The 19,506-nt window shown below is 69.8% G+C and carries 20 protein-coding genes; 11 read left to right on the top strand and 9 right to left on the bottom strand.

Annotated features, from left to right (window positions below):
- Positions 1-42 precede the first annotated feature (42 nt).
- Together RNB18_RS09625 and RNB18_RS09620 are read right to left on the bottom strand one after the other, a co-directional pair.
- Positions 43-1,608: a S8 family peptidase gene (locus RNB18_RS09625; protein WP_311713708.1), complete on the bottom strand. Its 1,566-nt coding sequence runs from the start codon at positions 1,606-1,608 to the stop codon at positions 43-45.
- Between the two features lie 47 nt (positions 1,609-1,655).
- Entirely contained in the window at positions 1,656-3,212 is a 1,557-nt protein-coding gene (locus RNB18_RS09620) for a S8 family serine peptidase (RefSeq protein ID WP_311713707.1), read from the bottom strand.
- Between the two features lie 253 nt (positions 3,213-3,465).
- On the opposite strand from RNB18_RS09620, the gene RNB18_RS09615 reads away from it, so the two are divergent.
- The 3 genes from RNB18_RS09615 (at position 3,466) to moaA (ending at position 6,585) form a co-directional block, all read left to right on the top strand.
- Entirely contained in the window at positions 3,466-3,822 is a 357-nt protein-coding gene (locus RNB18_RS09615; RefSeq protein ID WP_057618197.1) for a DUF485 domain-containing protein, read from the top strand.
- The gene (locus tag RNB18_RS09610; protein ID WP_057618196.1) at positions 3,819-5,438 is read left to right on the top strand and encodes a solute symporter family protein; all 1,620 of its coding nucleotides are present in this window, start codon (positions 3,819-3,821) and stop codon (positions 5,436-5,438) included. Before RNB18_RS09615 ends, RNB18_RS09610 begins: the two co-directional genes overlap by 4 nt.
- A 157-nt stretch (positions 5,439-5,595) precedes the next feature.
- Positions 5,596-6,585: a GTP 3',8-cyclase MoaA gene (gene moaA / locus RNB18_RS09605; RefSeq protein WP_311713706.1), complete on the top strand. Its 990-nt coding sequence runs from the start codon at positions 5,596-5,598 to the stop codon at positions 6,583-6,585.
- Here the strand turns inward: moaA and RNB18_RS09600 are convergent.
- Positions 6,582-6,800 carry a hypothetical protein gene (locus RNB18_RS09600; protein WP_057618194.1) on the bottom strand — a complete coding sequence of 73 codons (219 nt, stop codon included), beginning with the start codon at positions 6,798-6,800 and terminating at the stop codon, positions 6,582-6,584. The two genes, moaA and RNB18_RS09600, sit on opposite strands and share 4 nt — an antisense overlap.
- A 202-nt stretch (positions 6,801-7,002) precedes the next feature.
- Entirely contained in the window at positions 7,003-7,401 is a 399-nt protein-coding gene (locus RNB18_RS09595; RefSeq protein ID WP_311713705.1) for a DUF3099 domain-containing protein, read from the bottom strand.
- 247 nt (positions 7,402-7,648) lie between these two features.
- Between RNB18_RS09595 and RNB18_RS09590 the strand changes: the two genes are divergently transcribed.
- The gene (locus RNB18_RS09590) at positions 7,649-7,927 is read left to right on the top strand and encodes a GlsB/YeaQ/YmgE family stress response membrane protein (RefSeq protein ID WP_266524939.1); all 279 of its coding nucleotides are present in this window, start codon (positions 7,649-7,651) and stop codon (positions 7,925-7,927) included.
- Between the two features lie 64 nt (positions 7,928-7,991).
- Here the strand turns inward: RNB18_RS09590 and tyrS are convergent, their stop codons facing one another.
- The 3 genes from tyrS to RNB18_RS09575 are packed head-to-tail and all read right to left on the bottom strand — an operon-like array spanning position 7,992 to position 12,232.
- Complete coding sequence (tyrS, locus tag RNB18_RS09585) at positions 7,992-9,260, bottom strand: tyrosine--tRNA ligase (RefSeq protein WP_311713704.1); 1,269 nt, start codon at positions 9,258-9,260, stop codon at positions 7,992-7,994.
- Between the two features lie 57 nt (positions 9,261-9,317).
- Positions 9,318-10,712, bottom strand: coding sequence for a metallopeptidase TldD-related protein (locus tag RNB18_RS09580; protein WP_311713703.1), 1,395 nt, complete (start codon positions 10,710-10,712; stop codon positions 9,318-9,320).
- Positions 10,709-12,232, bottom strand: coding sequence for a TldD/PmbA family protein (locus RNB18_RS09575; RefSeq protein WP_311713702.1), 1,524 nt, complete (start codon positions 12,230-12,232; stop codon positions 10,709-10,711). The genes RNB18_RS09580 and RNB18_RS09575 overlap by 4 nt, the downstream gene beginning before the upstream one ends.
- Before the next feature lie 250 nt (positions 12,233-12,482).
- Here RNB18_RS09575 and fabG point away from each other — a divergent pair, with 250 nt between their 5' ends.
- The 3 genes from fabG (at position 12,483) to RNB18_RS09560 (ending at position 14,467) form a co-directional block, all read left to right on the top strand.
- Complete coding sequence (gene fabG, locus RNB18_RS09570) at positions 12,483-13,187, top strand: 3-oxoacyl-[acyl-carrier-protein] reductase (protein WP_311713701.1); 705 nt, start codon at positions 12,483-12,485, stop codon at positions 13,185-13,187.
- Positions 13,188-13,192: 5 nt separating this feature from the next.
- Positions 13,193-13,960, top strand: coding sequence for an enoyl-ACP reductase FabI (fabI, locus tag RNB18_RS09565; protein ID WP_057618187.1), 768 nt, complete (start codon positions 13,193-13,195; stop codon positions 13,958-13,960).
- Positions 13,961-14,113: 153 nt separating this feature from the next.
- Positions 14,114-14,467, top strand: a complete 354-nt coding sequence (locus RNB18_RS09560; protein ID WP_311713700.1) for a hypothetical protein — start codon at positions 14,114-14,116, stop codon at positions 14,465-14,467.
- Here the strand turns inward: RNB18_RS09560 and RNB18_RS09555 are convergent.
- On the bottom strand, positions 14,442-15,137 hold the full coding sequence (locus RNB18_RS09555) for a FadR/GntR family transcriptional regulator (RefSeq protein WP_311713699.1): 696 nt from the start codon (positions 15,135-15,137) through the stop codon (positions 14,442-14,444). The two genes, RNB18_RS09560 and RNB18_RS09555, sit on opposite strands and share 26 nt — an antisense overlap.
- A gap of 70 nt (positions 15,138-15,207) precedes the next feature.
- Here RNB18_RS09555 and RNB18_RS09550 point away from each other — a divergent pair, with 70 nt between their 5' ends.
- The 4 genes from RNB18_RS09550 (at position 15,208) to RNB18_RS09535 (ending at position 17,739) form a co-directional block, all read left to right on the top strand.
- Entirely contained in the window at positions 15,208-16,602 is a 1,395-nt protein-coding gene (locus RNB18_RS09550) for a CynX/NimT family MFS transporter (RefSeq protein WP_394817604.1), read from the top strand.
- Positions 16,603-16,650: 48 nt separating this feature from the next.
- Positions 16,651-16,767: an SGM_5486 family transporter-associated protein gene (locus RNB18_RS09545; protein WP_088245544.1), complete on the top strand. Its 117-nt coding sequence runs from the start codon at positions 16,651-16,653 to the stop codon at positions 16,765-16,767.
- A gap of 181 nt (positions 16,768-16,948) precedes the next feature.
- The gene (locus RNB18_RS09540) at positions 16,949-17,155 is read left to right on the top strand and encodes a hypothetical protein (RefSeq protein ID WP_306983496.1); all 207 of its coding nucleotides are present in this window, start codon (positions 16,949-16,951) and stop codon (positions 17,153-17,155) included.
- Between the two features lie 65 nt (positions 17,156-17,220).
- Positions 17,221-17,739 (top strand): SixA phosphatase family protein, encoded by a 519-nt coding sequence (locus tag RNB18_RS09535; RefSeq protein WP_311713697.1) that lies wholly within the window; start codon positions 17,221-17,223, stop codon positions 17,737-17,739.
- 75 nt (positions 17,740-17,814) lie between these two features.
- Here RNB18_RS09535 and serB read toward each other — a convergent pair whose 3' ends face one another.
- A complete protein-coding gene (gene serB, locus RNB18_RS09530) occupies positions 17,815-19,029 on the bottom strand; it encodes a phosphoserine phosphatase SerB (protein WP_311713696.1) in 1,215 nt (404 codons plus the stop codon).
- Between the last annotated feature and the right edge of the window lie 477 nt (positions 19,030-19,506).

Below are 19,506 nucleotides of genomic sequence, written 5' to 3'. Positions count from 1 at the left end.
ACTGCACTATGCAGTATTGACGCAATCAATATATGGAGGGACCTACTTCGTCACCGCGTCCAGTGCGTCCACCGTGCCCCAGCCGTAGAAACCGTTGCGGTTCTTGGACCCCTCGCACACCGCGTCGACCTTGCCGTCGCCGTTGATGTCGTAGGGATCCGTGCACGGCGTGGCGTCGGCCTCGGCGTACAGCAGCGCCTTCACCAGGGCCGGCGGGGCGTACGGGTGCGTCGACTTGATCAGGGCGGCCACGGCCGCGGCGTGCGGCGAGGCCATCGACGTACCGGCCATGTAGCCCCACTTGCCGCCGGGCAGCGTGCCCAGGATGAGCCCGCTGGTCGCGGGCGGCTGGGGCGTCTGGTAGGCCGTCGAGTCACCGCCGGGCGCGGCGACGTCGATGACACCCAGGCCGTGGTTGGAGAAGGACGACTTGATGCCCTTGGCGCCGGTCGACGCGACCGTCACGACACCCGGCAGCTGGGTCGGTATGTCGAAGCACTTCGACGGGTCGATCACCCGGTCCGAGGGCGTGCCGTCGTTCGGCGAGGCCGGGTCGGTGATCTCGTCGGCCGCGAGGTCGTAGTTCTCATTGCCGGCCGCGGCGAAGTTGACCACGCCCTTCTTCTCCGCGTACCTCGAGGCCCGGGTGATGGCGTCCACGAGGGCCTTCTGGTCCGGGTCGTCAGTGCAGTTGAAGTACCACGGGTCGGTGTAATAGCTGTTGTTGGTGACATCGACCCCATGCGTGGCCGCCCACACGAAGCCGCAGACCACGGCCTCCGTGTAGAAGTAACCGGCGGTGGTCGCCACCTTGATGCCCGCCACCTTCACGCCGGGCGCGACCCCCGTCATACCGACGCCGTTCTTGGCGGCCGCGATCTCACCTGCCACGTGCGTGCCGTGCGGGCTCTCCGCGGCGCTCGGCCGCCACGCCCCGTCGGTGGTGTCCGGCTTGCCCGTCACGCAGTTGACCGACGCGTCCCGGTCGAAGTTCGGCGCGAGGTCCGGGTGGGTGTCGTCCACGCCGGTGTCGATCACGGCGACGGTCACCTTGCTGCTGCCGAGCGACTTCTCGTGCGCCTTGTCCGCCTTGATGGCGGGCAGGTCCCACTGCAACGACTCCAGCGGGTCCTGGCCGGCGTCGGCGGCGGCCTGCGCGGCGGCCAGCTGCGCCGAGTTGAGCGCCTTCGGCGTCCCCTCGTCCGTCGTCGACTGCGCGGGCAGCGGCGCGTTGCGCGTGTTGCCGGCCGACTCGACCCCGCGGACCTTGCGGATCGTCTTGGCGAAGTCGGCGTTCGACGAGTGGACGACGATCACGCCGATCTGGTCGTACGACGTCACGATCGTGCCGCCGGCCTCGGCGATGGCCTTCTTCACCTGGGCGGAAGGGCCGTGCCCGGGACGGACGTTGACGACGTAGCTGAGCGCCGTCCCGCCCTCGTCGGCGGAGGCGAGGACGTCGCTGACGGCACCGGTGACACCGGCCGCGGTGCCGGGCAGACCGGCCGCGGACGCCGAGGCGCCCGGCAGGAACGCCATGGCCGTCGCCATCGCCATACCGAGCGGGATCGCGAGCGCGCGCCGATGGCGCGAGTGGGGCCCAGTCATGATGAGAGTCTCTCCAGTTCGTATGCGGGACAAGCGGGGCGCGCGGGTCACTTGACCGCGCGCAGCGCGTTGACGATGCCGAAGCCGTAGAACCCGTTGGCCCGGGTGCCGCCCTCGCACACCGCGTCCTGCGTGCCGTCGCCGTCCTGGTCGTAGGAGGCCGGGCAGCTCGTGGCGTCCGCCTGCGCCTTGAGCAGCGCCTGCAGTTGGGCCGGGCTCGCCTTGGGATGCGTCGACTTCAGCAGCGCGGCGACGCCCGCGGCGTGCGGCGAGGCCATCGAGGTGCCCTGCAGGAAGCCGTACCCGCCGTTCGGCAGGGTGGACAGGATGCGGCCGTTCTGCGACGGCGTGTCCGGGATCTGGTAGAGCCGGTCGCCACCGGGTGCCGCGACGTCGATGACGCCCTTGCCGTACGAGGAGTAGTACGACTTGAGGTTCTTGACGCCCGTCGCGCTGACCGTGACGACACCGGGCAGCTGCGTCGGCACGTCGAAGCACTCGTGCGGATCGACGGTGCGCTCCACCGGAGTGGAGTCGTCGGGACTGGAGGCGTCGACGAGCGCGTCGGAGTCCAGGTCGTCGTTGGAGTTGCCCGCCGACGCCAGGCTGAGCGTGCCCTTGTGCTGCGCGTACAGCTGCGCCCTGTTGACCGAATCAACAATGGCCCGCTGATCGGGGTCGTCCATGCAGTTGTACAGCCAGGGATCAACGTAGTAGCTGTTGTTCGTGATCTCGACGCCGTGGTCGGCGGCGAACACGAACGCGCACACGACGCTCTCCGGGTAGAAGAGGCCGTTGCTCCGGTCGGTCACGTTGATGGCCGACACCTTCACGCCGGGCGCGACTCCGGCCACGCCGACACCGTTGCGGGCCGCGGCGATCTCCCCGGCCACGTGCGTGCCGTGGTAGTCGTCCGCGGTGTACGGCCGCCAGGCGCCCGCGGTGGTGTCCGGGACACCGCCGTCGCAGTTGGCCGACTGCGCGGCGGAGAAGTTCGGTGCGATGTCGGGGTGGGTGTCGTCGACGCCGGTGTCGATCACGGCGACGGTCACCTTGCGGCTGCCCGGGTTGATCTTGGCGGCCTTGTCGGCGCCTATCGCGCGCAGGTCCCACTGATCGGCCTCGAGGGGCTCGCTGTCCGGCGTGGCGGCCGAGGTCTTCGCGACCTTCGCGGCCTGCGCGTCCGACAGCACCTGGACCGCGCCCTCGTCCGTCGTGCCCGCCGGGGTCAGCGGCGAGGTGCGGGTGGCGCCGGCCGACTGCACCCCGCGCACCTTGCGGATCTTCTGGGCGAAGTCCGGCGCGGAGGAGTGGACGACGATCACGCCGATCTTCTCGTACGCGATCACTACGGTGCCGCCGGCCGCCGGTATCGCCTTCTTCACCGACGCGATCGTGCGGTGGTCCACCTTGGTGTTGACGACGTACGACAGGTTCGTCGCGTCCGCTGCCTGTGCCACGGACTCCGTGACAGGGGCGGCCGAGGCCGCCGAGGGCAGAAAGCCGAGCGAGGCCGTGAGGGACAGCACGACGGGCACGGCGAGCGCGAGACGGTCTCTTGAACGTATCGAACGTCTCGAACGTCTGGAACGCGGCTGGGACATGGGGTCTCCACATCATCCGGAAACGAAACCGGCCCGAGACACAGGTGTCGCTCGGGCAGGTACATGACGGGTAGTGCAGGCCGAAGCTATCTTCCGAAGTCGCTGGCCAGCAATGACTTCCCCAAGGTGAGTTCGGAAAGAAGCAAAGCGAGTTGAACCGGTCCGAGCGTGCCGCCGTGACCTTGGGCAGGGAACGCGAGGACACTCGCGCCCGATCCCCGTCACAACCGCATCCGCAACGCGAGGAGTCTCCGTGGCCACCGACGCACCGCCACCCTCGAAAGAGACCCATAAACTCCCCACCACCGAGGAGTTCACCGAGGTGCAGGAGAGCGCGGAGTTCGGTGAACTGCGCCGCTCCTACCGCTCCTTCGCCTTTCCGCTGACCGTCGGCTTCATCGCCTGGTACCTGCTGTACGTCCTGCTGTCCAACTACGCGGGCGACTTCATGGGCACCAAGGTCGTCGGCAACATCAACATCGCCCTGGTCCTGGGCCTCGCCCAGTTCCTCACCACGTTCCTCATCGCCTGGTGGTACGCGCGCACCGCTGCCGCCCGCTTCGACCCCAAGGCCGAGGCGATCAAGTCCCGGATGGAGGGCGGCGCATGAGCCCCGCGATCACCCTGGCGGCCGGCGAGGCCAGCGAGCACCGCGGGCTGATCATCAGCCTGTTCGCGGTCTTCGTCCTCGCGACCCTCGTCATCACGGTCTGGGCCGGACGCCAGACCAAGGACGCCTCCGACTTCTACGCGGGTGGCCGCCAGTTCACCGGCTTCCAGAACGGCCTCGCCGTCTCGGGCGACTACATGTCCGCCGCGTCCTTCCTCGGCATCGCGGGCGCCATCGCCCTCTTCGGCTACGACGGCTTCCTGTACTCCATCGGCTTCCTGGTCGCCTGGCTCGTCGCCCTGCTCCTGGTCGCCGAACCGCTGCGCAACTCGGGCCGCTACACGATGGGCGACGTCCTCGCGTACCGGATGCGCCAGCGCCCGGTCCGCACGGCGGCAGGCACCTCCACCATCGTGGTCTCGATCTTCTACCTGCTGGCCCAGATGGCGGGCGCGGGCGTCCTGGTCTCCCTGCTGCTCGGTATCACCAGCGACGGCGGCAAGATCGGCATCGTCGCCCTGGTCGGCGTCCTGATGATCGTGTACGTCACCATCGGCGGCATGAAGGGCACCACCTGGGTCCAGATGGTCAAGGCGGTCCTGCTGATTGCCGGCGCCCTGCTGCTGACCTTCCTGGTCCTGCTGAAGTTCGACTTCAACATCTCCGACCTGCTGGGCTCGGCCGCCGACAACAGCGCCAAGGGCTCGGCCTTCCTGGAGCCCGGTCTGAAGTACGGCGCGACCAGCACCACCAAGCTGGACTTCATCTCGCTCGGCATCGCCCTGGTCCTCGGCACCGCCGGTCTGCCGCACATCCTGATCCGCTTCTACACGGTGCCCACCGCCAAGGCCGCCCGTAAGTCGGTCATCTGGGCCATCGGCCTCATCGGCGCCTTCTACCTGATGACCCTCGCCCTCGGCTTCGGCGCCGCGGCCCTGATCAAGCCGGACGAGATCATCGCCTCCAACAAGGCGGGCAACACGGCGGCGCCACTGCTGGCACTGCATCTGGGCGGCGTCGACTCCAACTGGGGCGCGATCCTGCTGGCCACCATCTCGGCGGTCGCCTTCGCCACGATCCTCGCGGTCGTCGCCGGCCTCACCCTGGCCTCGTCGTCGTCCTTCGCGCACGACATCTACGCGAACGTCATCAAGCGCGGTCAGGCCACCGAGAAGCAGGAGATGAGTGCGGCCCGCTGGGCGACCGTCGGGATCGGCGCGGTCTCCATCCTGCTGGGCGCCCTCGCCCGCGACCTCAACGTCGCAGGCCTCGTCGCGCTGGCCTTCGCGGTCGCCGCCTCGGCAAACCTGCCGACGATCATCTACAGCCTCTTCTGGAAGCGGTTCACCACCTCCGGCGCCCTGTGGTCGATCTACGGCGGACTCGTCACGGCGGTCGGCCTGGTGCTGTTCTCGCCGGTCGTCTCCGGCAAGCCCACCTCGATGTTCCCGGACGTCGACTTCCACTGGTTCCCGCTGGAGAACCCGGGTCTCATCTCGATCCCGGTCGGCTTCCTGCTCGGCGTCATCGGCACCTACCTCTCCAAGGAGGAGCCGGACAAGGGCAAGTACGCGGAGCTGGAGGTCCGGTCGCTGACCGGTACCGGCGCCCACTGACACGCCCCTTGAAGCGGCCGTGTCGTAGATCTCTACGACACGGCCGCTTCGTACGTCGTGGGATCGGGCACTGTCGTTGTCAGCGACGTCACGTAGGCTCGCAAGTGACGGAAACCGATGGAGTCGACACTGATCCGCGACGAGGGAGGGGGCCCACGTGCTCATCGACACCTACGGCCGGGTGGCCACCGACCTGAGAGTCTCGCTGACCGACCGCTGCAATCTGCGGTGCACGTACTGCATGCCGGAAGAGGGCCTGCAGTGGCTGGCCAAGCCCGATCTGCTCACCGACGACGAGATCGTCCGCCTCATCGACATCGCCGTCACCTCCCTCGGTATCGAGGAGGTCCGCTTCACCGGCGGTGAGCCCCTGCTGCGCCCCGGCCTGGTCGGCATCGTCGAGCGCGTCGCGGCCCTGGAGCCGCGCCCCCAGATGTCCCTCACCACCAACGGCATCGGCCTCAAGCGCACGGCCACCGCCCTCAAGGCCGCCGGCCTGGACCGGGTCAACGTCTCCCTCGACACCCTGCGTCCGGACGTCTTCAAGACCCTCACCCGCCGCAACCGCCACCAGGACGTCCTGGAGGGCCTGGACGCGGCCCGCGAGGCGGGCCTGACCCCGGTCAAGGTGAACTCCGTCCTGATGCCCGGACTGAACGACGACGAGGCCCCCGACCTCCTCGCCTGGGCGGTGGAGCACGACTACGAACTGCGCTTCATCGAGCAGATGCCCCTGGACGCCCAGCACGGCTGGAAGCGCGACGGCATGATCACCGCCGGGGACATTCTGACCTCCCTGCGCACCCGCTTCGACCTCACCGAGGAGGGCTCGGAGAAGCGCGGCTCGGCCCCCGCGGAACGCTGGATCGTGAACGGCGGTCCACACGTAGTGGGCGTCATCGCCTCGGTCACCCGACCGTTCTGCGCGGCCTGCGACCGCACCCGCCTCACGGCCGACGGTCAGATACGCAACTGCCTCTTCGCCCGCGAGGAGACAGACCTCCGAGCAGCACTGCGCTCCGACGCCCCCGACGAGGAGGTCGCCCGCATCTGGCGCGAGGCGATGTGGGGCAAGAAGGCGGGCGCGGGCCTGGACGACCCGACGTTCGTCCAGCCGGACCGGCCGATGTCGGCGATCGGGGGCTAGGCCCCTTCGGGCGCCTGCCAGTCCTCGAACTTCACGACATCCTTGAGGAAGCCCCGCACCCCGAGGAACTGCGACAGATGTTCCCGGTGCTCCTCACAGGCCAGCCACGTCTTGCGCCGCTCCGGCGTGTGGATCTTCGGGTTGTTCCACGCGAGCACCCACACGGCGTCGGCGCGGCAGCCCTTCGCGGAGCAGATCGGGGTCTCGTCACTCACGGATTTCGTCTCACAAGCGGGAAAACGAGCAGGGAAAACAAGTGGGGAAAAGGCGACGCCGAGCAGCCACGGGGGGAGCTGCCCGGCGTCGGTCTGTCGCTCCGACGGGGGATGCGGAGCGCGTACGAAGTATGTCACGGGTAACCCGTCGTACGGCACTGGAACAACATGATTGATCTGAGCTTTCCTTGAGCTTGGTACTTCAGGTCCGCTCGCGCGGTTCGCCCCGCGCACCCGACGCCGCTCCGCCCGCACCGCCTTCCGGCACGGGTTCCGCGAAGTCGTCCTCGGCCCGCGGCGGCATGATCATCGGCGGGGTGGGAGCGGTCACGAAGGTCGACGGCAGCGAGGGCGCGTTCTCCCGCCCCGCGTTGGCGATGACGACGGCGATATAGGGCAGAACCGCCCCGAGCACCAGCGCGACGATCGCGACGTGCCGTTCGACGTTCCAGAGCGTGGCCGCGAGCACCACGGAAATCGTACGGACCGTCATCGAGATGACGTACCGGCGCTGACGTCCGCGCACGTCCTCCTGAAGGCTCGTCCTGGCTCCGGTGATCCGGAACACCTGGGCGCTGCCGCCGCCATGCTGCTTCCGCATCACATTCCACCATCCGCCCGCATCGGACTCTCCCCGTTCCCCGCATCCGCTCCGTACCCGGTGGAGGTACCGGGCCCGGACAACTCCCACGTTACGCCGCGTCTGCGCCGCCTACGAGACCGGGGCACCTCCCGCCTGGGCGAACGGGCTCGCTCCCGGCACGTACGGCCGCACCCGGCATGCGGCGTAGCGCGGACGGACCGACACTGACCGTAGTGCTCACGTCGAGCCGTACGAGGAGGCAGCCATGGGCTGGTTGTGGGCGATCATCGTGGGATTCGTGCTGGGCCTGATCGCCAAGGCCATCATCCCCGGGAAACAGCACAGTCCCCTCTGGCTGACCACCATCTTCGGCATGCTCGGCGCCGTCGCCGGCAACGCCATGGCACGCGGGTTCGGCGTGGACGAGACCCCCGGCATCGACTGGAGCCGCCACGTCTTCCAGCTCATCGCCGCGATCATCATCGTCGGCTTCGGCGACATGCTCTACATGGCGACGCTGGGCAAGAGGAAACACCGGACCTGAGAGCCGTACGACGAAGGGGGCGCCCTCCAACGGGAGAGGCGCCCCCTTCTGCCGTGCTCAGGACCTAGGCCGAGGTGACCTCGACCGCGGCCAGGTTCTTCTTGCCCCGGCGCAGCACCAGCCAGCGACCGTGGAGCAGGTCCTCCTTGGCGGCCACCGCGTCCTCGGCCGAGACCTTGACGTTGTTCACGTAGGCCCCGCCCTCCTTCACCGTCCGCCGCGCGGCCGACTTGCTGGCCACGAGTCCCACCTCGGCGAACAGATCCACGACGGCACCGAGCTCGGCGACCCGGACGTGGGGCACCTCCGAGAGCGCCGCGGTCAGCGTCTTCTCGTCCAGCTCCGCCAGTTCGCCCTGCCCGAAGAGGGCACGGCTCGCGGCGATGACAGCGGCCGTCTGGTCGGCGCCGTGCACCAGCGTCGTCAGCTCCTCCGCCAGCGCCCGCTGCGCGGCCCGGGCCTGCGGACGCTCCTCGGTCTGCTTCTCCAGCTCCTCGAGCTCCTCACGGGACCTGAAGGACAGGATGCGCAGGTACGTCGAGATGTCCCGGTCGTCCACGTTCAGCCAGAACTGGTAGAACGCGTACGGCGTCGTCATCTCCGGGTCGAGCCAGACGGCGCCGCCCTCGGTCTTGCCGAACTTGGTGCCGTCCGCCTTGACCATCAGCGGCGTGGCGAGACAGTGCGCCTCGGCCTCGGGCTCCAGCTTGTGGATCAGGTCGAGCCCCGCCGTGAGGTTGCCCCACTGGTCGCTGCCGCCCTGCTGCAGCGTGCAGCCGTACCGCCGGTACAGCTCCAGGAAGTCCATGCCCTGGAGCAGCTGGTAGCTGAACTCCGTGTAACTGATGCCCTCCTGGGACTCCAGCCGGCGCGCGACCGAGTCCTTGGTGAGCATCTTGTTGACACGGAAGTGCTTGCCGATGTCCCGCAGGAACTCGATGGCCGACATCCCGGCCGTCCAGTCCAGGTTGTTCACCATGACCGCGGCGTTCTCGCCCTCGAAGGACAGGAACGGCTCGATCTGCGCGCGCAGCCGGGACACCCAGTTCGCGACCGTCTCCGGGTCGTTCAGCGTGCGCTCGGCCGTGGGGCGGGGGTCGCCGATCTGACCGGTCGCCCCGCCCACCAGCGCCAGCGGGCGCAGGCCCGCCTGCTGGAGCCGGCGCATGGTGAGGACCTGCACCAGGTGACCGACGTGCAGGCTGGCCGCCGTGGGGTCGAAACCGCAATAGAACGTGACGGGACCGTCCGCGAGCGCCTTGCGCAAAGCGTCCTCGTCAGTGGACAGGGCCCACAGGCCACGCCACTTCAGCTCGTCGACGATGTCCGTCACGGTTCTCGTATCTCCTCGAAAGGTCCTCGGGCAGTCGAGTGACTACCGGCTACGAGGTTATACGCCCTGACTGACAGAACTCATATTGAAATCCGGCACCCGCAGCGCCGGCATCGCGGCCCTGGTGAAGTAGTCGCTCCACTCCCTCGGCAGCGTCTTCTCCGTCCGCCCCGCCTCCGTCGCCCGCCCCAGCAGGCCGACCGGCGACTCGTTGAACCGGAAGTTGTTGACCTCGCCGGTCACCTCGCCGTTCTCGACGAGGTACACGCCGTCCCGGGTCAGCCCGGTGAGCAGCAGGGTGGCCGGGTCGACCTCGCGGATGTACCAGAGGCAGGTCAGCAGCAGTCCTCGCGTGGTGTTCGCGACCATCTCCTCCAGCGAGAGGTCCGATCCTCCGTCGAGGACGAGGCTGCCGGCCGCCGGGGCGACGGGCAGCCCGGTCAGGCCCGCGCTGTGCCGGGTCGTCATCAGATGCGCCAGCTCGCCCCGCCGGACCCAGTCGGTGGCGGCGACCGGCAGACCGTTGTCGAACACCGACTGATCGCCCCCGGAGGAGTGCGCGACCACGAAGGGCGCGGATTCCAGGCCCGGCTCGTTCGGGTCGCTGCGCAGGGTCAGCGGCAGCTCGGTCAGCCGCTCGCCGACCCGGGTGCCGCCGCCCGGCTTGGAGAACACCGTCCGCCCCTCGGCCGCGTCCCGGCCCGACGCCGACCACAGCTGGTAGATCAGCAGGTCGGCGACCGCGGTCGGCGGCAGCAGCGTCTCGTACCGCCCGGCGGGCAGCTGGTGGCGCCGCTCGGCCCATCCCAGACGTACGGCGAGCTCGGCGTCCAGGGCCGCCGGGTCGACGTCCTTGAAGTCCCGGGTGGAGCGTCCGGCCCAGGCCGAGCGGGTCCGGTCCGGCGACTTGGCGTTGAGCTCCAGCGTGCCGTTGGGCTGGTCGTGGCGCAGCCGCAGCCCCGTGGACGTGCCCACATACGTCGACACGAGTTCGTGGTTGGCGAAGCCGTAGAGCTCGCGGCCGCCCGCACGCGCGCGTGCGAAGGACTCGCCGAGCGCCGGCGCGAAGTCGGCGAAGACGGCCGAGGAGGTCTCGGCGGGCGCGTCCGTGAAGTCCGGGGACTCCGGTACGCCCGTGACCAGCGGCTGGGCGTCCTCGGCGGGCCCGGCACCGCGCGCGGCGGCCTCCGCGGCCCGCACCAGCGGCTCCAGCTCGTCCGCGGTCACCGCGGACCGGGAGACCACACCGGAGGCGGTGCCTTCCTTGCCGTCGACGGTCGCGACGACCGTGAGCGTGCGCCCGCGCGTGACGCCGTTCGTGGTGAGCGCGTTGCCCGCCCAGCGCAGGTTGGCGGTCGACTGCTCGTCGGCGATCACGACACAGCCGTCGGCCTGGGACAGCGCGAGGGCCCGCTCGACGATTTCGTGCGGCTTGTTGGTGCGGGCGCTCATCGACCGGCCTCCTGCGTGGTGTTCAGAATGTTGACGCCCTTGAAGAGGGCCGACGGGCAGCCGTGCGAAACGGCCGCGACCTGGCCGGGCTGGGCCTTGCCGCAGTTGAAGGCACCGCCGAGGACATAGGTCTGCGGGCCGCCGACCGCGGCCATCGAGCCCCAGAAGTCGGTGGTGGTCGCCTGGTAGGCGACGTCCCGCAGCTGCCCGGTGATCCGCCCGTTCTCGATCCTGAAGAACCGCTGACCGGTGAACTGGAAGTTGTAGCGCTGCATGTCGATCGACCAGGACCGGTCCCCGACGACGTAGATGCCGCGGTCCACGCTCCCGATGAGGTCCTCGGTCGACATCCCGGCGGGGTCGGGCTGGAGCGACACGTTGGCCATGCGCTGCACCGGGACGTGCCCGGGGGAGTCGGCGTAGGCGCACCCGTTGGAGCGCTCGAACCCGGTCAGCTTCGCGATCCGCCGGTCCAGCTGGTAGCCGACGAGGGTGCCGTCCTTCACCAGGTCCCAGGACTGTCCCTCGACGCCCTCGTCGTCGTAGCCGATGGTCGCGAGACCGTGCTCGGCGGTGCGGTCACCGGTGACGTTCATCAGCTCGGAGCCGTACCTGAGCTTGCCGAGCTGGTCGAAGGTGGCGAAGGAGGTGCCGGCGTAGGCCGCCTCATAGCCGAGCGCGCGGTCCAGCTCGGTGGCGTGGCCGATGGACTCGTGGATGGTCAGCCACAGGTTGGACGGGTCGACGACGAGGTCGTACAGGCCCGCCTCGACACTGGGCGCCCGCATCTTCTCGGCGAGCAGCTCCGGGATCTGCTCCAGCTCGCTCTCCCAGTCCCAGCCGGTGCCCGTGAGGTACTCCCAGCCGCGGCCGACCGGCGGCGCGATGGTCCGCATCGAGTCGAACTCGCCACTGGACTCGTCGACCGACACCGCGGTCAGCTGCGGGTGCAGCCGGACCCGCTGCTGCGTGGTCACCGTGCCGGCGGTGTCGGCGTAGAACTTGTTCTCGTGCACGGTGAGCAGTGAGGCGTCGACGTGGTTGACCCCGTCCGCAGCCAGCAGCCGCGCGCTCCAGTCCGCGAGCAGCGCCGCCTTCTCCTCGTCGGGCACGGAGAACGGATCGATCTCGTACGACGAGATCCACGTACGGTCGGTGTGCACGGGCTCACCGGCGAGCTCCACGCGCTCGTCGGACCCGGCCGCGCGGATCACCTGGGCGGAGAGCTTCGCCATGGCCACGGCCTGTGAGGCGACCTTGGCGGCAGCGTCCAGCGTCAAATCCACGCCGGACGCGAAGCCCCAGGTGCCGCCGTGGACGACCCGCACCGCGTACCCGAGGTCGGTGGTGTCCGAGGACCCGGAGGGCTTGGCGTCCCTGAGCCGCCAGGACGCGCTGCGCACCCGCTCGAACCGGAAGTCCGCGTGCTCGGCGCCGAGCGCACGCGCGCGTGCCAGCGCGGCGTCGGCGAGGGCACGTAGGGGAAGCGCAGTGAAGGCTTCGTCGATGGTATGAGGCACCTGGGTCTCTTCCTGTCGGCATGAGGTGGGCGAGAGGCTGCACCGATCATGTCGCGGCTACCGGTGCGTGGACCACACGTTTGTGACCGCTGCCGGCAACTTTCTGTAGGGACCCGACAGCGAGTCCCGTAAGCCACTGTCGGTGCCCGAATGTCCGTGACCGCGACCGGCCCGATAGGTTTTCGGGGAAGCCGCCTGTCATCCACGTGCTCGGGCGGATGTGTCAGACCCCTATGGAAAGGGTGATCCGTTGAGCCGCTCGGTTCTCGTCACCGGAGGCAACCGGGGCATCGGCCTCGCCATCGCCCGCGCATTCGCCGACGCCGGCGACAAGGTCGCGATCACGTACCGCTCGGGTGAGCCGCCGGCCGGCTTCCTGGCGGTCAAGTGCGACATCACCGACTCCGAGCAGGTGGAGCAGGCCTACAAGGAGATCGAGGCCGAGCACGGCCCGGTCGAGGTTCTGATCGCCAACGCCGGCATCACCAAGGACCAGCTCCTGATGCGTATGTCCGAGGAGGACTTCACCTCGGTCATCGACACCAACCTCACCGGCACCTTCCGGGTGGTCAAGCGCGCCAACCGCGGCATGCTGCGCGCCAAGAAGGGCCGGGTCGTACTGATCTCCTCTGTCGTCGGTCTCTACGGCGGCCCCGGCCAGGCCAACTACGCCGCCTCCAAGGCCGCCCTGGTCGGCTTCGCGCGCTCCCTCGCCCGTGAGCTGGGCTCGCGCAACATCACCTTCAACGTCGTCGCGCCCGGCTTCGTCGACACCGACATGACCAAGGTGCTCACCGACGAGCAGCGTGAGGGCATCGTGAAGCAGGTGCCGCTCGGTCGGTACGCGCAGCCCGAGGAGGTCGCCGCGACGGTGCGGTTCCTGGCCTCGGACGACGCCTCGTACATCACTGGAGCCGTCATCCCCGTTGACGGCGGACTGGGAATGGGTCACTGAACACCATGAGCGGAATTCTCGAGGGCAAGCGCGTCCTGATCACCGGTGTGCTGATGGAGTCCTCCATCGCCTTCCACGCCGCCAAGCTGGCCCAGGAGCAGGGTGCCGAGATCATCCTGACCGCGTTCCCGCGGCCCACGCTGACCGAGCGCATCGCCAGGAAGCTGCCGAAGCCGACCAAGGTCATCGAACTCGATGTGACGAACGACGAGCACCTCGGGCGGCTGGCCGACATCGTCGGCGAGGAGCTCGGCGGCCTCGACGGCGTCGTGCACTCCATCGGCTTCGCGCCGCAGGACGCGCTCGGCGGCAACTTCCTCAACACGCCGTTCGAGTCGGTCGCCACGGCCATGCACGTCTCGGCGTACTCCCTGAAGTCGCTCACCATGGCCTGCCTGCCGCTGATGCAGAACGGCGGCTCGGTCGTCGGCCTCACCTTCGACGCGCAGTACGCCTGGCCGCAGTACGACTGGATGGGCCCGGCCAAGGCCGCCCTGGAGGCCACCAGCCGCTACGTCGCGCGCGACCTGGGCAAGCAGAACATCCGCTGCAACCTCATCTCCGCGGGCCCGCTCGCCTCGATGGCCGCCAAGTCCATCCCGGGATTCAGCGACCTGGCCGCCGTGTGGGACAACCGCTCCCCGCTGGAGTGGGACCTCAAGGACCCGGAGCCGGCCGGCAAGGGCATCGTCGCCCTGCTGAGCGACTGGTTCCCGAAGACCACGGGCGAGATCATCCACGTGGACGGCGGCCTGCACGCCATCGGAGCCTGATCTCCCATACGTCGTCGACGCCCCGTTCCCCCAGGGAGCGGGGCGTCCCCCGTTCGGCCTACCAGGCCGGGCGCGCACGGCCGGCAACTGGGCACCCTGGAATACGCGTTCACCTCGCGATTCCCTCCCCAGCACGGCCGAGGAGGTCCCCTTGTGCGCCTGTCCCGCAGTCTGGCCTCAGCGACCGCAGCCGTCTGCCTCGTGATCTCCCTGTCGTACGAAGCGATGCCGCACGCACGCGTGGAAGCGCCCGGAGCCGCGGCTTCGGAGCTGTTCGGCGCCTCCTGCCGCAGCAGGATCACCGGCTCCCGTGTGACCACCTACTGCCACAACCCCTATCCGCGCACCGACGGCGTCCGACTGCACATCGAGTGCGACCGCTGGTGGGACCTCGACAGCGACGGCGCCGAGGTCCAGGCCGGGCCCGCGCAGACCGTGCGGCTGACCGGCCGGTGCTGGAAAGAGGTCCGCTCGGTGTGGGTCAGCCACCGGAAGCTGGCGCGCTGAACCGGCCCGGACGGCACAGGAAGGGGTAACCGGCCGCCTCCTCGGCAGCCGCCGCCACGTCGCCCGCGCGGATCGCGTCGACGAGCCCGGCGTGGTCCATGTACGTCTCCGGCGTCAGCTCCTCGCCGACGTCCTCACGCAGCCAGTCCCGCAGCACCTCGCCGAGGTCCGCGTACATCTCGGTCATCACGTCGTTGTGGGAGGCGGCCACCACAGCCAGGTGAAAGGTGGCGTCCGCGGTCACGAAGGCCTCCGCGTCGCCCGACTCCCAGGCCTGGTCGCGCCGGACGAGAAGCGCGTCGAGCTGCTTGAGATCCTTCTCGGTGCGCCGCTCGGCGGCCAGCCGCGCCGCGGACGACTCCAGGGTGGAACGCAGCTCGGCGATGTGCCGGGGGTCCGCGTCGGCGAACCGGCGGTGCATCACGCCGGCCAGCTCACTGGTCGCCACGACGTACGTCCCCGAGCCCTGACGGATGTCCAGCAGACCGTTGTGCGCGAGCGCGCGGACCGCCTCACGGACGGTGTTGCGGGCGACCCCCAGCTGCTCGACCAATTCGGGCTCCGTCGGGATCCGGGAGCCGACCGGCCACTCGCCCGAGGTGATCTGGTTGCGCAGCGCGGCGATGACCTGCTCGGACAGCGCCGAGCGGCGGGGATGGCTCAGGGGCATGGCACACCTTCGCACGGGCGGGACGAACGAGGACGCCCCGGGGATGGACAACCAATCATCCCATGATTCTATGATGGGTGGCATGGCTAGCGAGGAAACCCGGACACTGAAGTCCACGACCCCACCCGGCTCTGCGACCGCACGCGGTTCCGCGATCACGCGCGATTCCGTTGCCGCGCCGGAGGAGGGAGCCGCAGTGCCCGCCACGCGCGCGTGGGCGGTGCGCCTGGTCGTCGTCGGCATCGTGCTGTCCGCTCTCAACCTCCGCCCCGCCATCACCAGCCTCGGCGCCCTCCTCGAAGAGGTGCGCGACGGACTCGGTATGAGCGGCAGCGTGGCCGGCCTGCTCACCTCGGTGCCCCCGCTGTGCTTCGCCGTCTTCGGCGTCATGGCCCCGCGTCTGGCCCGCCGTTTCGGCGCGGGCGCGGTGGTGTGCGCGGGCATGGTCGCCATCACGGCAGGTCTGCTCATACGGCCGTACACGGGCTCCACGGCGGGCTTCCTGGCCGCCAGCGCCCTCGCCCTCATGGGCATCGCCGTCAGCAACGTCCTGATGCCGGTCATCGTCAAGCGCTGGTTCCCCGACCGGGTCGGTTCCATGACCGGTCTGTACTCGATGGCCCTGGCCCTCGGCACCGCGGCCGCGGCCGCCGTGACCGTGCCGGTGACCGAGGCGCTGGGCGGGAGCTGGCAGTCCGGGCTCACGGTGTGGGCGGGGCTGGCCGCGGCGGCCGTACTGCCGTGGATCGCGCTCGCACGGGACCGGGGAGCCGCCCCGGCCGAGAGGCAGGCCGTGCAAGGGGTCTCCGGGCATGTCCACGCGCGCGTGGACGGGGCCGGTCCGGTCCGGCAGGTGCACGCGCGCGTGGAGCCGCCCACGTTGCGGATCACCCGGAGCCGGACCGCCTGGGCGCTCGCCGTGTTCTTCGGGCTCCAGGCCACCGCCGCCTACATCACCATGGGCTGGATGGCGCAGATCTTCCGGGACGCGGGCGTGTCCGCCGGCACGGCAGGACTGCTGCTGGCGGTCACCATGGTGATGGGTGTCCCGCTGGCCTTCGTCATCCCGCGCGTGGCCACGCGGCTGCCGCACCAGGGCCCGATCGTGATCGCGCTCGGCGCCTGCGGTCTCGCCGGATATGCGGGCCTGTACCTCGCCCCGGCAGCCGGCGCCTGGGCCTGGGCCGTCCTGCTCGGCGTCTCCAACTGCGCCTTCCCGCTGGCCCTCACCATGGTCGGGATGCGGGCCAGGACCGGCGCGGGTGTGGCCCAGCTGTCCGCCTTCGCGCAGAGTACCGGCTATCTGATCTCCATCCCCGGACCGCTCCTGGTGGGCGTGCTGTACCAGCACAGCGGCGGCTGGGGCCTGCCGATCGCGCTCATGGTCGGCCTGATGATCCCGCAGATGGCGGTCGGGGTGCTCGCGGGCCGCGACCGTACGGTGGAGGACGAGGCTGCCCGCTGAGGTCACCCCGGCAGCCTTGGTAAGAGGCCGGGGTGCGAGACTGGCCGTATGCCAGTGCTCGATCCGAATCCCCAGAACGGCCAGAAGAAGATGCTGCTGGTCTTCGGCTCGTTCTTCGCCATCTTCATCGTCATCGCGATCATCGCGACGATCGCCTCGCCCTGATCCGGGCACCTGTTCCCCGGTCCGACGGTGGGGTTAACCCCCTGTCCCCTAGGGGGTGAGTGTCAGGGTCAACTGGGTGGATCTCCGGATGGGTTGAGGGCCCCCGGTTCCGTAACTTCGAGATGTGACCGCGCCACACCGGTCACCGCCCACAGGCCACTCGAAGACAGCGGAGGCACTCATGTCGGCCCCTACGCACACCCCGCCCCACCCGGCGTCCCGGGGCGGCGTCGACATCCGGCTGCCCTGGTGGGCCCTCGCCCTGCCGACGCTCGCCTTCGTGGTGCTCCTGGCCCTCATCCTCAACCCCGCCGACGCGCACGCCGCGTCCGGTGACCCGGCCGTCACCCAGTTCCTGGAGCGCGTACAGCAACTGACAGCGCGCTGAGCACCCATAAAGCCGCCCGTCAACTACCCGCGCCCCGTGGCCTGTTTCATGCGAAGCTGGATCCCATGAGCGTCGCAGAACCCCGCAGGATTGTCCTTTTCCGGCATGCGAAAGCCGACTGGCCGCAAGTGACCGATCATGAGCGGCCGCTCGCCGACCGTGGCCGCAAAGAATCAGCGGAGGCCGGACGACGACTGGTCGACTCCGGCATCCCCTTCGACCTGGCCCTCTGCTCCACCGCGACCCGGACCCGTGAGACCTGGAAGCTCGCCGTGCAGGAGTTCCCGCACCGGCCGAAAACGGTCTACGAGGAGCGGATCTACGAGGCCTCTCCCGGCGAGCTGATCGCCGTGCTGAACGAGACCCCGGACGACGTGCAGAACGCCGTCCTGATCGGCCACAACCCGGGTGTGCAGGGTCTCGCCGACGTCCTCGCCGGCGCCGCTGAGGGTGACGCCCGCCAGCGGATGAGCGCGCGCGGCTTCCCGGCCGCCGCCTTCGCCGTCCTGACGTTCAGCGGCCCCTGGAAGTCCCTGGAGCCGGGCGTGGCCACCCTCGCCGACTACTGGGCACCGTCCGACTGACGGTGATCCCCACCGGTGCGTGACACAGCAGGGGCCCGGCACCACCATGGTGCCGGGCCCCTGCCGATGTGCCGGTCAGTCCTCCTCGTGCGCGTCCGCCGCCTCGACCTCTTCGCGGGTGACGCCCAGCAGGTACAGCACCGTGTCCAGGAAGGGAACGTTCACCGCGGTGTGCGCGGCCTCCCGCACCACCGGCTTGGCGTTGAAGGCGACCCCGAGTCCGGCCGCGTTGAGCATGTCCAGGTCATTGGCGCCGTCGCCGATCGCCACCGTCTGGGACAGCGGCACTCCCGCCTCGGCGGCGAACCGGCGCAGCAGCCGCGCCTTGCCCGCGCGGTCCACGATCTCCCCGGTGACCCTGCCCGTCAGCTTGCCGTCGACGATCTCCAACGTGTTGGCCTGGGCGAAGTCCAGCCCCAGCCGGTCCTTCAGATCATCGGTGACCTGGGTGAATCCGCCCGAGACGACCCCTACTTGGAAGCCGAGCCGCTTCAGAGTACGGATGAGGGTGCGGGCACCCGGCGTCAGCCGTACTTCGGAGCGCACCTTGTCGACGACGGAGGCGTCCAACCCCTCCAACAGCGCCACGCGCGCGTGCAGCGACTGCTCGAAGTCCAGCTCGCCGCGCATCGCGGCCGCGGTCACCTCGGCGACCTGGTCCTCGCAGCCGGCGTGCGCGGCGAAGAGCTCGATCACCTCGTCCTGGATGAGCGTGGAGTCCACGTCCATGACGACGAGCCGCTGGGCCCGGCGGTGCAGACCGGCGGCGACGACGGCCACGTCGACGCCGAGCTTGGCGGCGTCCGTGACGAGCGCGGTACGCAGCGCTTCGGTCGCCACGCCGGAGACCGCGAACTCGACGGCCGTGACCGGGTACTTGGCCAGCCGGAAGATACGGTCGATGTTGCCGCCCGCCTTGGCGATCTTGGCGGCGATCGCGGCGGTGGCCTCCGCGGTGAGCGGGTGACCGAGCACGGTGACCAGGGAACGCCCGAGCCCTCGCGGCCGGTTGTCGCCGAGACCGGAGATGATCTCCGCCTGCATCTTGATCGACTCGGCCCAGCTGTGGACGGTCGCCCGCAGGTCGCCCTCCAGTGCGCGGGGCGGCGCGGTCACGAGCGCGCACAGCACCATTCGGCCACGCGTGACGACCTGCTCGATGTCGACCACGTCGACCGAGTACGCGGCGAGGGTGTCGAAGAGGCCGGCCGTGATGCCCGGCCTGTCCTTCCCGAAGATCTTGACGAGAAGGGTGGGGACGTCGGAGGACGAGGTCTGCGAAGCGCTCATGGTGCTCCCACCGTATCCGGCACCCAGTGCCTTCTGCTCCCGAGGTCCGTCTGACGGACACGGAACACTCGGTGTCGAGCAGGTGGCGAGATCCTTACATACGGGACACGTCTTCGCTGCGGCGGGCTGGAGGGACCGGGGTGGGCTGCCGTGGGAGGCGGTCGTAGGGGGGAGGGGGCCGGGTCGGCGGTCGGCAGCGTTCCGCCCGGAGCCGACGACGCCAAGGGAACAGACGACGGCCATGTCCTACGGCTCCGCGAAGGCAGAAGCGACCTGGCCCTGCCTCCGACCAGGCTCCTGCGGCAGGCGCCGTATCAGCGCCGCCCTTTCGGCTTGCCCGGTGGCGGCGGCGGTGGCGGGGGAGGCGGTGGTGGCGGCGACTGACGGCCCTCGTCTCCGGAGGACGACCGTCGGCCGCCCGGCCGCTGCCTGGGAGGCCGTTGCGGTGAGCGAGGGGGCTGGTCGATCGGGCGGGCC

This window comes from Streptomyces doebereineriae (genome assembly GCF_031845645.1).
Lineage (GTDB): Bacteria > Actinomycetota > Actinomycetes > Streptomycetales > Streptomycetaceae > Streptomyces > Streptomyces canus.
The sequence above is the reverse complement of the archived record's forward strand: the minus strand, read 5'-3'. Positions and strand labels throughout refer to the sequence as shown.